This window comes from Micromonospora sp. NPDC005707, from assembly GCF_040631005.1.
Classification (GTDB): Bacteria; Actinomycetota; Actinomycetes; order Mycobacteriales; family Micromonosporaceae; genus Micromonospora.
On the sequence record NZ_JBEXYR010000005.1, the window covers coordinates 297,653 to 309,710 of the forward strand.

Below are 12,058 nucleotides of genomic sequence, written 5' to 3' on the forward strand. Positions count from 1 at the left end.
GGCTCGCTCAGCGGGTCTGGTCCGTCGGCCGGATCAGGATCTCGTTGACGGCGACGTGCTCGGGCTGGGTGACCGCGTACCGGACCGCGGCGGCGACGTCCTCGGCCCGCAGGGTCCGCATGGAGTCCGCCATGCCCTGCGCCGCGGCCCGCATCGCCGGGTCGGTGAGGTGGCTGGTCAGCTCGGTCGCGACGAATCCGGGCTCGATGACGACGACCCGCACCCCCTGCGCGGTGACCTCCTGCCGCAGCGCCTCCGCGAAGGCGTTGACGCCGAACTTGGTGGCCGCGTAGACACCGCTCGCCGCCGATGCCGTACGGCCCGAGGTGGAGGAGATCTGCACCACCGCGCCCCTGGACGCGAGCAGGTGCGGCAGGGCGGCGTGGACCGCGTACATCGATCCGAGCAGGTTGGTCTCGACCATGCACGTCCACTCCGCGGTGTCCGCCCCGAGGATCGGGCCGCTGAGCATGACGCCCGCGTTGTTCACGAGCACGTCGAGGGCGCCGAAGCGCGCCACGGTCGCCGCGACCGCGTCGCCCACCGACCGGCGGTCGGTGACGTCCAGCTCAAGGGCCAGCATCTCGCCCGGGGCGTCCTGCGTGAGGGACCGCAGCCGGTCGACCCGCCGGGCGCCGACGGCAACCCGGGCGCCCGCCTCGGACAGGGCGAGCGCGGTGGCCCGGCCGATGCCCGAGGACGCGCCCGTGACCAGGACGACCTTTCCTTCCAGAGTGGTGCCCACGTGTTCCTCCCAGGATTCGTTGCGCGACCCGCTTCGACGGCGCGGGTGGAGCCGAAGGTGACCGGCCGGTCAGGTTGACCGTAGCAGCTAACCTGACCAGCCGGTCATGTTGTGCTAGGGTCCACAGGAAGGGAGGGGTGGATGACCGGGACAGCAGCCGGCGCGGGCCAGCGGGCGGACATGGTGCGCAACCGGCGCCTCCTGCTCGGAGCCGCGACCGCGGCCTTCGCCGAGCGCGGGGTGGAGGTGTCGATGGGCGAGATCGCCCAACGCGCCGGCCTCGCCAAGGGGACGGTGTTCCGGCACTTCGCCTCCAAGGAGGACCTGCTCGCGGCGATCATGCTCCAACTGCTCGACCGGCTCACCAGCACGGCCGACCGGCTCCTCCACGCCGACGACGCGGCGGCGGCGCTTCGCGAGTTCATGACCACCGGCGTCGAGGCACTCGCCGCCGACCGCGCGTTCTGCGAGGTGGTCGGGCGCCCGTCACTGCAACACCCCGAGGTACGGGCCGCGATCAACCACCTCTGCGACGTCGCCGAGGCCCTCACGGCTCGGGCACGGGAGCGGGGCGCCGTCCGCGACGACGTCACGGGGACGGACGTCGTGCTGCTCCTCGGCGGGATCCACCAGACGGCGGCGCCCCTGCTGGCCGCGCAGCCGCAGGCCTGGCGCCGCTACCTCGAACTGGCCCTCGACGGGCTGCACGTGCCGAACGCCGGCGCACTTCCGGAGCAGCCACCCTGCCGCCTGCCACGTCATGTTCCCGAGTCGACCTAGCCGTCCCGCATGACGAACCAGCCCCGGAAGGCCCCGTTCGACGTCGAGCAGTACGCCCGCCGGGTGAGCGGAGGGCCCTGCTTCGTCTGCGCCTTCGTGGCCGGCGAGCCTGACTACCACCACCACGTGGTCTACGAGAACGACGACACCGTCGCCTTCCTCGCCCGCTACCCGACGCTGCTGGGTTACTGCCTCGTTGCGCCGAAGCGCCACCTGGAGAGCTGGGTGCACGACATGGAGCCGCCCGAGTTCCTCCGCTTCCAGGGCGTCGTGCACCGGGTCGCGCGGGCCATCGCGGCGACACTGCCGACCGAGCGGATGTACTCGATGAGCCTCGGCAGCCAGCAGGGCAACGCCCACCTGCACTGGCACCTCGCACCGCTGCCCCCGGGGATTCCCTACGACCGGCAGCAGTTCCACGCGGTGATGGCGGAGAACGGCGTCCTGGAGGTCGACGACGACAGCCAGGAAGCCGTCGCCCGGGACATCCGCAGTCGCCTCCACGGCTGAACGCCGCCGCGAAACGCTGGTGGAAATGGAGCCCCCGACCGGGATCGAACCGGCGACATCTCGCTTACAAGCTATGTGCGTCGCGTCCGCACGCGTCTGGCAACGGCTGCACGCTCGAATCGTCGTCCATGCCAATGCTCGTCAGCATGCCGCTGTCCGGCGGCGTTGCTGTCAGCGTTGCTGTCGACAGCCGTTCTGCCGGCGCCCCAGGGTCGGCCCCGCTGGGGGCTGCGGACCCTACCTGTCGGATGCTGCCGACCGGCGGCTGTCCTCGTCGAAGAGCAGGTGCCGGCCGTCATCGCTTAACGTTCGGAACCGGCCCGCGTCGGGGCTCGCGCTGCCATGTGCTGCCGCGCTGCTGCCCGGCGCCTCTGTTGCAAGTTGTTAGCCTTCCGCCCGTTGCAGATCCGCATCCGCGACCTCGGACGGCTGCACACGCTACGTAGGCGGCGATTGCCCCCGATGTACCGCTTGCTAACGACCGTTGCTGTCGGCCCGTGGCGCGGCGCCCACAACGGGCGGCAATGGAGCCTGCGTGCGGTGCGGTGCCAGCCAACGGCTTCCGGGTCGATGTTGACACGCGCAGAGAGACTGACGACGTGGATGGGTGGATGACTCTAATCGCGGCCGTTGCAGGTGCTGGGGTTGCGATCTTTGGGCAATACATAACTAGGCGAGGTGAGAGCAATGCCCGACTGGCTGAGCTCCTCCTCGAGCAGTGCTCTCAGGTCCTGGCGCTGTCCGAGGACTTTGGAAACCGGTTATGGGAGGAACGGAATTTAGGACTTCGGGGCCGCGTGGATGGTTGGGACCTCGGCCGGTTTCGGCTCGCCGAAGCACGGATGCGCATCCTGTGCAGGGACCACCATGTACTTGCGGCTCTAGACGAGCTGAACTCGTCCGGCAGGGCTCTTGGCGGATATTGGAGGAGAGGAGATATCGATGCAGGCGAGCTTGAGGCCCGCTACGAACGAGCGAAGCTCTCCGCCGAGGCCTTCGCTACCGCCAGCGCAAGACTCTTCCGTCCGGACTTCGGCAGAGGATTAGGCTAAGCATGAACAGCCTGTGCCCGCCGCTGCCGACCTGCGGTCGTAACCGGAGGCAGTGGTGACGGGTTACCGACAGCTTCGGGCATAGGCGACATGCCAAGCTCTCGTGATGGCGGTTTACCAATATGCAGTGCTGGTTTCAACGTATGAGACGAATTGGGCCAAGATCAAAGATCAACCTACCTCCAGTCGCCCAGACCAGACATGGACGACCAAGTGGTATCTATGGTGGCCTGACGCCGCGGAGCCGGAGGTAAGGACTGGAGATGGCCACTTACTCACGCTGCTTAACGAGCTTGGGCGGGATGGCTGGAAGTTGGTGGAGTCCAACATCCCAGACTCCGTGGTGGTGTCGGGCGATCATTATGGCTGGACTGAAGCCGGCGTTCCAGTGCGTCAACGGTGGACCTTCCTGAAAGAGGTATCCACATGACCTTTCCTTATGGCCATATACCGGGCGTGCACATACCTGGCACTCGCGTCCCAATTGGCGCAGTAGTTGCCCAACAGGAGGCGGCTCTGGCCCAAACCCAGGCTCAGGCCGACTTCGCAGCAAGCGAGTCTCGAAGACGTAAAAACCACTTACTGCTACTGCGCCAGCGATAGGTCCAACACCTTGCAGACCAGCCGCGACGGTGGTTGTAAACGATCGCGGCCCGGGCCTGTCGGGCCAAACCGATGGGTAAGCCGTCTACGGCTGTCCTCGGTGGGCCGCGGCCCTAACGCCTTGTCACCGCCCTGAGGCTAGGAGTTCCGGCGAGGTGGTTGCTGACAGTCCCGCAAGCAGCTCGCAGGCATCGGCCGGCCCCTCGAGGGCTGTGACGGTGTCGTAGGTTGCTGAACTTGCGTGCTGTACGGCAACAAGGCGGAGGGCGGAGCTTCGACCCCCGCCGGGGGATGCGGTCTCAAGCGGTCACCCGCTGCCCAACTGGTGGCGCCCCGGGTCAACGAGCAGGTACCGAGCGTCCTCGGTTCATGTTCGGAGTCACCCTGCACCGACGCTCGCGCTGCTTTCTTGCTGCCTCGCCGCCTGACGCCTCGGCTACCGGGTGCGGCAAAGGTCAAGCGTCCCCACCGCGTCTGGCCATCGCCGTCGTGACCGTCTCTGGCGGCAGCCGGCTAGCATTCGTCGATGTCGGAACTACTCGGGCTCATAGGCATGACGGCAGGGAGACAGGCGAGGTGGCGACGTGGTGGGAGCTAGCAATCCCTGCCGTGGCAGGCCTGGCGGCTGGCCTGGGCGGCGCAGCAATCGCTGGCCGCTCTAGCTACCGGACAGCTACTGAGGTCTCGCGCCAGGAAGCCGACGAGCGCCGTCAACGCCAGTTCATCGAGCAGCGCCGGGCGGCCTACGTAGGATTCCTTGCCGCTCTCAAGGAGTGGCAGCCGCTCCGGGACCGGGACTGGTCACTCAGGGCGGCCGCAGACGAACCGACGCTTACGGCGGAACAACGTAAGACTGCAATGAGCCGCTGGGAGCGGAGCCGGGAGCTCACGGAGCCCTACTTCCGAAGACTTGTTGAAGCAGAACAAGAGATTCAACTGCTCGCACCGCGGCCGATACGCGACGTCACAACTGCGCTCTTCGTTGAATCGGGCCGACGAGGCGCCACGGGCAGGTTGATGGAGGAGTTCATGCAGGCTGCTCGCCTCGACCTCGGAACGGATCCAGATCCCGTGGCGGCGGGATCGCCACTGCTTGAGAACCCCGACGTCTGGCGGCCGGGCGTTCCGAGCGTTGCACAACGAGAGGCGTGATCTACCGTCATCCCGCCGTCGACCATCCTCGGGCCGGAGCCGGCTAGGGCAGGCCGGCAACGGGTCTAGCGCGAGACGTCTCGATTACAAGAGCTCAGTGCATCACGTCCGCACACGTCCAGGAACGGCTGGCCCCTCGGAGCTTCGTCCATCCCATGGCCCAGCGGCTTGCTGCCGTGTGGCGCGGTCGCTGTCAGCGTTGCTGTCGCCAGCCGCGCCGTCGGCGACCCGGACGGACCCCGCTGGGGCTGCGGACACAGGCTGCCGTTGGGCGCCTGGCGGTACCGGCCACGCCCGGCATGCAGGTGTCAGTTCGCGTGGGTTGACCGAAGGAAGGGACCCAGACCGGTCCTCGCGGTGTGTCCTTGCTGCGTGACGCCTTGAAGACGTAGAGAAACTTTGAACGGGGATTCTGGTGAGGTGTTCCCCGCCGGCCGGGCCTGACCCGACTTTGAACTGGCTTCGTGCCCTCGAGTGGACCCGTCGACCCGGTTGGCGGGGGCACCTCTCTCGGCATCTGCACGGGCCGGCGTGGTGACCTGATTAGGAGCTCGGGTTCGTCCCTCATCCCCGTTCTGTCCAGCGTTCTCCTCGTGCTCGGTGGTCGAGCCTTGCCGTCAATGCAGCAGGTAGGAGGCAGCGTGAGTGAGGACCAGGACGTGACCGTCGGGGTCGACACGCACAAGGACGTGCACGTCGCGGCGGTGTTGGACCAGACCGGTCGGGTGTTGGGCACCAGAAGCTTTCCGACGACGATGCGCGGCTACGCCCAGCTCGCCACCTGGGCTGAGTCCTTCGGCACGGTAGTCAAGGTCGGCCTGGAAGGCACTGGCAGCTATGGCGCCGGGTTGCTGCGGTTCCTGTCCGACTACGGGCTGGCCGTGGTCGAGGTCGACCGCCCGGACCGCTCCACCCGCCGCCGGATCGGCAAGACCGACTCCATCGACGCCGAGTCCGCCGCCCGAGCGGTCCTGTCCGGCCGAGCCAGCGGCACTCCGAAGACCCGTCACGCCCAAGTCGAGATGGTCCGGGCTCTGCGCGTCGCCCGCCGCGGCGCGATGAAGGCCCGGATTCAAGCCGGAGGTCAGGTCGAAGCGCTCATCGTGTCTGCCCCCGAGCCCGTCAGACAACTGGTGCGCGGGCTGGCTGGCAAGAAACTCGTCAACGTCTGCGCCGCGCTGAGGCCTGGCACGGTGTCTGATCCGGCGACCGCCACCAAGCTCGCGCTGCGCAGCCTCGCCCGGCGCTGGCTCTCTCTTCAGGCCGAGATCGATGACCTCGACAGCCACCTGGCCGCCCTAGTCACCGCCGCCGCTCCGGATCTGGTCGCGCTGCCTGGCGTCGCGTCGATACCGCTGGGCAACTCCTCGTCACCGCCGGCGACAACCCTCACCGCCTGCGCTCCGAAGCGGCTTTCGCCCGGCTCTGCGGCGTCGCCCCCATCCCGGCCAGCTCCGGGCGGACCGACCGCCACCGCCTGCACCGTGGCGGCGACCGCGAAGCCAACCGCGCCCTCTGGCGCATCACCCTCGTCCGCATGCGCTGCCACCAGCCCACCAAGGACTATGTCACCCGACGGACGGCAGAGGGCAAGACCAAAGCCGAGATCATGCGATGCCTCAAGCGCTACATCGCGCGCGAAGCCTTCACCCACCTCGTCAGCGAGCCAGCGATGCTTCAATCATCGCCGTGACCGACAGCTGGCCCATCGCACTGCGCACCGCTCTCCGACGCGGGCAACTACTCGTCGCGGAGGTTCCCGCCTCCCGGCCCGACCAGCGCGCCTGGATCGCGATTTACCCCCTACAGACCCCTGCCGCTGCCACCACCGGCCAGGGGTTCAACCTCTTCCACCGCGAGTTCGAAGCCAGCTACATCGACAACGACTGGTGCGTAGGGCCAGATGACGGCATGACCGACGTGCGCACCGCGCACGCTCAAGACGAGATGAAGCTCAACCAGGTGCTCACAGCGTGGGGCATCGATCCGAGCCAGCTCACCTACGCTCATCAGACCGACTACCCCGTCTGACACCGGCCCAGGACTTGCGGAAAATAGGAGCGTCAACCTCGCCGGCAGCCGGCCGTCCGTCGACTGATGCGCGACAGCCTTCCGTCAACTGACCTGCGACATCCGAAGCACGGATCGCGGCAGTGAGCGGTCGTCTGGCAGCGTCCGCGCTGCGGGACCGCGAGGTTGCGGCGGCGAGTCACCTCGATCACGTGATGTAGTCGAGTTCAGGCGCACACGGTCTGCCTGGGCGATGTGGGCACGTGGGTAGCAGCGGCCGGGTCGATGATTGGTCAGGCGGTCACTGGTATGCCTCGCGCCAGACACGGAACTCCTCGCGCCAGACGTTGAGCCGGGCCTCGTGGGTCCGGGAGGCCGGGACGCGGCTGTTGGCGAGAGTGCAGTATTCGCCGGGCTGAGCGCCACAGAACGGGCAGACGACGAACGTGGGCGACGGCCTGCCGTCTGCGGGTGGTAGGACGATCGGCATGGGGTCTCAATTCACTTCGGGTCGATGATCGGCCAGGGTACCTAGCGGGATCTCACGGAGGCGGTCCGCCAGGAGTCCTACCGCCGGCGGACTCACTAACCACTCCGGGAGCGGTCAGCGGCAGATGTCCACCCGGACGTGCACACCGCACCACGGCGGCAGCTCGGCTGCCCATACCCGCCAGCCGCCGGCGTCTCGCCGAGTCTCGAACCGCCACGGGTGAGCTGTGCCGCTGAGGTTGACCTGCTCGTTCCACCAGACCGCGTGGACCTGGGCGGTCACCGTCGCACGGTCGTCGGCCTGGTCCTCGACGTCGATCGGTCCGACAACTTCAAGCTTCGACGGAACATTGCCGCGTTCCATCTCGCCGCGGTACTCACGCCACTGACGCAGCAGCTCGTCATGACGCCTGCCGGCCAGCACCCGCGACAAGCCGATCCGCTCCCCGCTGCTCATCTGGAGCACGTACACGTTCACAGCCGCTTCCGGCGTTGCCTCACCTCGCTCTGCCTCTGCCTGCCGCAGCACGGCCCACGACACGGGCACTGCCACAACCCCGGTACACAGCATCGCTACAAGGGAAAGCACCACCCACGGCCAGTGACGAGGAGAGCTAACCGCTGCGAGCTTTCTGGCAGCTCGGCGACCCAGCAGAGGTGGTCCGCCCGGAGGGTACGGGGAGGCCGAAGGCACACCAGGATTCAGAGCGAACCGTCCCTCACGGGTGGGTAAGGGTCTGTCCGTCGACCAGGTGCGCAAGATCCTCGCCGCCTCTGCCGGTCACCGGCTCCACGCGCTCTACGTCGTGGCCGCCACGATGGGCCTCCGGCGCGGTGAACTGGTCGGGCTCCGCTGGTCGGACGTGGACCTGGACGAAGGCACCCTGCGGGTTCAGCAGACCGTCCAGCGGGTGGCCGGGCAGCTCCATGTCCTGGACGCCAAGACCGAGGACTCGGAGGCGGTGTTGCCGCTGCCCGAGGTCACCTGGCTCGCTCTGCTTGAGCACCAGGAGCGCCAGCAGGGCGAACGGGCTGCGCTCGCCGAGGTCTGGCAAGACCACGGCCTGGTCTTCCCCTCCGAGCGGGGCACCCCGATGGAGCCGACCAACCTCAGCCGCTCGTTCGCTCGGCTTCGGGAGACCGCCGGTCTGCCCGGTGTCCGCCTGCACGACCTGCGACACACGGTCGTGTCGCTGCTGATGGAGCTGGGCGTCCCGCCGCATGTCGTCCAGGCCATCGCCCGGCACGCGGACGTGAAGATCACCCTCAAGGTCTACGCTCACGCCAACCTTGATGCGATGCGCCAGGCGCTCGGCAAGCTCGACGGACGGCTGTCATGAACCGCACTGAGAACTATGACGGCCGGGTCTCGGACTGGGACTCGGCCATCAGCTACGGCTAGCTCGCGAGTGCTAGCGCTCCGATCAGCTTGCGCGAACGCACGATATATCCCAAGCCGGGCATCCTTGTCGGCTTCAGCCTCTGCGCTCTTGGCCACCCTCCGTGATCGGCACCTCTCGACTGAGCTTGCCGTGGGTCAGACACCCTCAAGAGCGGCCTGACGATTGCGGGCGATTTCCTTGTGGTTGTCGACTGCCCAGGCGGCCAGGTCAAGCACGGTGCTCAGGAGGCTGCGTCCGAGGGTGGTCAGCTCGTACTCGACTCGTGGGGGGACCTCAGGGTATGCGGTGCGAGAGACGAGTCCGTCCTGCGTGAGCTGCTGCAGGGTGAGCGTGAGCATCCGCTGCGAGATTCCTGGGATGCCGTGGAGGAGTTCGGTGTAGCGGAGCGGGCCACCCTCCAAGGTGCCGACGATGAGGACGCTCCACTTGTCGCCCACGCGGTTGAGAACGTGACGGATGAAGTCCGCGTCATCGTCGTTCCAGTGCGCGCAGGGGCCGGGCACCTGCCTGACGGCTGCGCGTACACCGGTGTGAGCGCCTGTCATGAGACCTCCTCGCACACATGGATGTGCCTTTTGTAAGTGTTTCGATTCTGACTCATCATGGGGTTACACACAAATCGTGAGGAAGGAAGCATGATGCAGATCGAGATGTGGTCGGACATCATCTGCCCCATCTGCGGCATGACCCAGCAGCGCCTGCGCAACGCCGTGGCCGACTTCGAGCACGGCGACGAGGTAGAGATCATCCACCGTTCGTTCCAGGTGCACCCCGGCATCCCGCCTGAGGGCATCACCCAGACGCAGCTGAGCCTGAACGCGGGGATGACCATCGCGCAGATGAACAACGTGCTGCGACCGGTGGAGATCGCCGCCGACGAGGAGGGCTTCGGCGGGTACCACGCCATCGACCGCACCCTCGGCCCGACGGACCTCACCCACGAGCTTCTCGCGTACGCCACCGATCAGGGCAAGCACCACGAGGCGTGGACTGGGATGTTCAACGCACACTTCGGATACAACCGACAGCTGTGGACGATGGAGCAGCTGATCGAGTTCGCCGGTGAGATCGGCCTCGATCAGGACGAGACTCGCGAGGTGCTCATCTCCCGCACGTACAAGACGCAGGTCGAGGAGGAGCAGTACCGTGCCCAGCGGATGGGCGCGCACGGCACCCCTTTCATCGTGATCGATCAGAAGTACGGCATCGGAGGCGGCGTGGACCGGGCCACCCTCACCCGCGCCCTGCGTCAGGCCTGGAACGAGAGCCACCCCACTCCCGCATTGATCATGCCCTTTGGAGAAGGAGATCGGTGCGGACCGGGCGGAGCCTGCGCCGCCTGAGTGACAGACGCACCAAGAGAGATCGTCTTGCTCCGAGCCTGTGGTAGCTCGGAGCAAGACGACCAACCTCAGCCGCTCGTTTGCTCGGCTTCGGGAGACCGCCGGTCTGCCCGGTGTCCGCCTGCACGACCTGCGACACACGGTCGTGTCGCTGCTGATGGAGCTGGGCGTCCCGCCGCATGTCGTCCAGGCCATCGCCCGGCACGCGGACGTGAAGATCACCCTCAAGGTCTACGCTCACGCCAACCTTGATGCGATGCGCCAGGCGCTCGGCAAGCTCGACGGACGGCTGTCATGAACCGCGTTGCTGTCAGCGTTGCTGTCAGCGTTGCTGTCATCGGGCCGTCTCGCGGCGGCCACCGCCGCGAAATGCCTGATGGTGTTGGAGCCCCCGGCCGGGATCGAACCGGCGACATCTCGCTTACAAGGCGAGTGCTCTGGCCAGCTGAGCTACAGGGGCGTGTGGTTCGGGGTCAGCATAGCGACTGAGGGGCGGAAATCCCGTTCAGCAGGCCTCCCGAGCACGGAAAACGTCAATTTCCCGACCTCGACACCACCGGATCGACACCGATGCCGGCCGGGGACCGCGGAGATTGATGCCTCCCCGTGCCCGCCTGACCGTTATGCGTTATGCCCTCGGTCCCACCGGCCGCCTCCCGTCTTGGCAGGCTCGCGAAACCCGTTTACGGTGCAGTGACACGGACGACACTCCGGTTGGCCTCGGCTGCCCGGTCGACCGCCCGTTGGCCGGCACCTCGGGTGCCGGTCGCTCCTTCCACTCGGATCGTCCGGCACGTTCCTGCCGGTGAAAGGAAGCGCTTCACCATGGCTACGGTCACCTACGCGAAGGCGTCCCGGATCTACCCGGGCACCGAACGCCCCGCGGTCAACCAGCTCGACCTCCAGATCGGCGACGGGGAGTTCCTCGTCCTGGTCGGCCCGTCGGGCTGCGGCAAGTCCACCAGCCTCCGGATGCTCGCCGGCCTGGAGGACGTCGACGACGGCGCGATCTACATCGACGACCGGGACGTCACCCACCTCCCGCCGAAGGCCCGCGACATCGCGATGGTCTTCCAGAACTACGCCCTCTACCCGCACATGACGGTGTACGAGAACATGGCGTTCGCCCTCAAGCTGCGCAAGACCTCGAAGTCGGAGATCGACCGGCGGGTCAAGGAGGCGGCCGGGCTGCTCCAGCTGGAGGAGTTCCTCAGCCGCAAGCCGAAGGCGCTCTCCGGTGGTCAGCGCCAGCGTGTCGCCATGGGTCGCGCGATCGTCCGCGAGCCGCAGGTCTTCCTCATGGACGAGCCGCTGTCGAACCTCGACGCCAAGCTCCGCGTGCAGACCCGCACGCAGATCGCGTCGCTCCAGGCCAAGCTGGGCGTCACCACGGTCTACGTCACCCACGACCAGGTCGAGGCCATGACCATGGGTCACCGGGTCGCGGTCATGCTCGACGGCGTCCTGCAGCAGGTGGACACCCCGCGGGCGCTCTACGACACCCCGGCCAACGTCTTCGTCGCGGGCTTCATGGGCTCCCCGGCCATGAACATCAAGACCGTGCCGCTGACCGACAGCGGCGCCGCGTTCGCCGAGCTGAACGTGCCGCTGACCCGCGAGCAGGTCGAGGCGGCCCGGGGCGAGGGCGGCGACGGCAAGGTGACCGTCGGCTTCCGTCCGGAGGACTGCGACCTGGTCAGCCCGACCGAGGGCGGCATGCCGGTCGTGGTCGAGCTGGTCGAGGACCTCGGCTCCGACGCCAACGTCTACGGCCACGCCGCGCTGGAGGGCCACAACGAGCGGTTCGTGGTCCGCACCGACCGGCGCTCGATGCCGAACATGGGCGACACCGTGTTCGTCAAGCCGCGCACCGGCCGCAGCCACGTCTTCCACGCCGCCACCGGCAACCGGATCTGACGTACGCGAAAGAAAGGGGCGGCCCGCCACGGCGGACCGCCCCTTTCTCGTGCC

General features: G+C 67.5%; 11 protein-coding genes, 1 tRNA gene and 1 pseudogene. 9 read left to right on the plus strand and 4 right to left on the minus strand.

Going from position 1 to position 12,058, the window contains the following annotated elements; translation table 11 throughout:
- Positions 1-7: 7 nt before the first annotated feature.
- Complete coding sequence (locus ABZ452_RS11955) at positions 8-745, minus strand: SDR family NAD(P)-dependent oxidoreductase (RefSeq protein WP_357941609.1); 738 nt, start codon at positions 743-745, stop codon at positions 8-10.
- 141 nt (positions 746-886) lie between these two features.
- Here ABZ452_RS11955 and ABZ452_RS11960 point away from each other — a divergent pair, with 141 nt between their 5' ends.
- From ABZ452_RS11960 to ABZ452_RS11980, 5 genes and pseudogenes are all read left to right on the plus strand, one after another.
- Positions 887-1,525, plus strand: a complete 639-nt coding sequence (locus ABZ452_RS11960; RefSeq protein WP_357941611.1) for a helix-turn-helix domain-containing protein — start codon at positions 887-889, stop codon at positions 1,523-1,525.
- Between the two features lie 9 nt (positions 1,526-1,534).
- Positions 1,535-2,035, plus strand: a complete 501-nt coding sequence (locus tag ABZ452_RS11965) for an HIT family protein (protein WP_357941613.1) — start codon at positions 1,535-1,537, stop codon at positions 2,033-2,035.
- A 2,231-nt stretch (positions 2,036-4,266) separates the two neighbouring features.
- The gene (locus ABZ452_RS11970) at positions 4,267-4,842 is read left to right on the plus strand and encodes a hypothetical protein (protein ID WP_357941615.1); all 576 of its coding nucleotides are present in this window, start codon (positions 4,267-4,269) and stop codon (positions 4,840-4,842) included.
- Between the two features lie 620 nt (positions 4,843-5,462).
- A pseudogene (locus ABZ452_RS11975) lies at positions 5,463-6,535 on the plus strand (IS110 family transposase).
- A complete protein-coding gene (locus ABZ452_RS11980; protein ID WP_357941617.1) occupies positions 6,532-6,873 on the plus strand; it encodes a hypothetical protein in 342 nt (113 codons plus the stop codon). Before ABZ452_RS11975 ends, ABZ452_RS11980 begins: the two are co-directional and overlap by 4 nt.
- A 583-nt stretch (positions 6,874-7,456) precedes the next feature.
- On the opposite strand, the gene ABZ452_RS11985 is transcribed toward ABZ452_RS11980, so the two are convergent.
- Positions 7,457-7,819, minus strand: coding sequence for a hypothetical protein (locus tag ABZ452_RS11985; protein WP_357941619.1), 363 nt, complete (start codon positions 7,817-7,819; stop codon positions 7,457-7,459).
- 247 nt (positions 7,820-8,066) lie between these two features.
- On the opposite strand from ABZ452_RS11985, the gene ABZ452_RS11990 reads away from it, so the two are divergent.
- A complete protein-coding gene (locus ABZ452_RS11990; RefSeq protein WP_357941622.1) occupies positions 8,067-8,681 on the plus strand; it encodes a site-specific integrase in 615 nt (204 codons plus the stop codon).
- Positions 8,682-8,878: 197 nt separating this feature from the next.
- Here the strand turns inward: ABZ452_RS11990 and ABZ452_RS11995 are convergent, their stop codons facing one another.
- Positions 8,879-9,289, minus strand: coding sequence for a helix-turn-helix domain-containing protein (locus tag ABZ452_RS11995; protein WP_357941624.1), 411 nt, complete (start codon positions 9,287-9,289; stop codon positions 8,879-8,881).
- Positions 9,290-9,379: 90 nt separating this feature from the next.
- Here ABZ452_RS11995 and ABZ452_RS12000 point away from each other — a divergent pair, with 90 nt between their 5' ends.
- The gene (locus tag ABZ452_RS12000; protein WP_357941626.1) at positions 9,380-10,087 is read left to right on the plus strand and encodes a DsbA family protein; all 708 of its coding nucleotides are present in this window, start codon (positions 9,380-9,382) and stop codon (positions 10,085-10,087) included.
- Between the two features lie 40 nt (positions 10,088-10,127).
- Positions 10,128-10,385 (plus strand): tyrosine-type recombinase/integrase, encoded by a 258-nt coding sequence (locus ABZ452_RS12005; protein ID WP_357941629.1) that lies wholly within the window; start codon positions 10,128-10,130, stop codon positions 10,383-10,385.
- Positions 10,386-10,470: 85 nt separating this feature from the next.
- On the opposite strand, the gene ABZ452_RS12010 is transcribed toward ABZ452_RS12005, so the two are convergent.
- Positions 10,471-10,547: transfer RNA gene (locus ABZ452_RS12010), tRNA-Thr, on the minus strand.
- Positions 10,548-10,912: 365 nt separating this feature from the next.
- On the opposite strand from ABZ452_RS12010, the gene ugpC reads away from it, so the two are divergent.
- Entirely contained in the window at positions 10,913-12,004 is a 1,092-nt protein-coding gene (ugpC, locus tag ABZ452_RS12015; RefSeq protein ID WP_357941631.1) for a sn-glycerol-3-phosphate ABC transporter ATP-binding protein UgpC, read from the plus strand.
- Positions 12,005-12,058 lie beyond the last annotated feature (54 nt).

Coding starts and splice junctions, on each gene's coding strand:
- ABZ452_RS11960 (WP_357941611.1), top strand. CDS start 887: ATGACCGGGACAGCAGCCGGCGCGGGCCAGCGGGCGGACATGGTGCGC.
- ABZ452_RS11965 (WP_357941613.1), top strand. CDS start 1,535: ATGACGAACCAGCCCCGGAAGGCCCCGTTCGACGTCGAGCAGTACGCC.
- ABZ452_RS11995 (WP_357941624.1), bottom strand. CDS start 9,289: ATGACAGGCGCTCACACCGGTGTACGCGCAGCCGTCAGGCAGGTGCCC.
- ABZ452_RS12000 (WP_357941626.1), top strand. CDS start 9,380: ATGATGCAGATCGAGATGTGGTCGGACATCATCTGCCCCATCTGCGGC.
- ugpC (WP_357941631.1), top strand. CDS start 10,913: ATGGCTACGGTCACCTACGCGAAGGCGTCCCGGATCTACCCGGGCACC.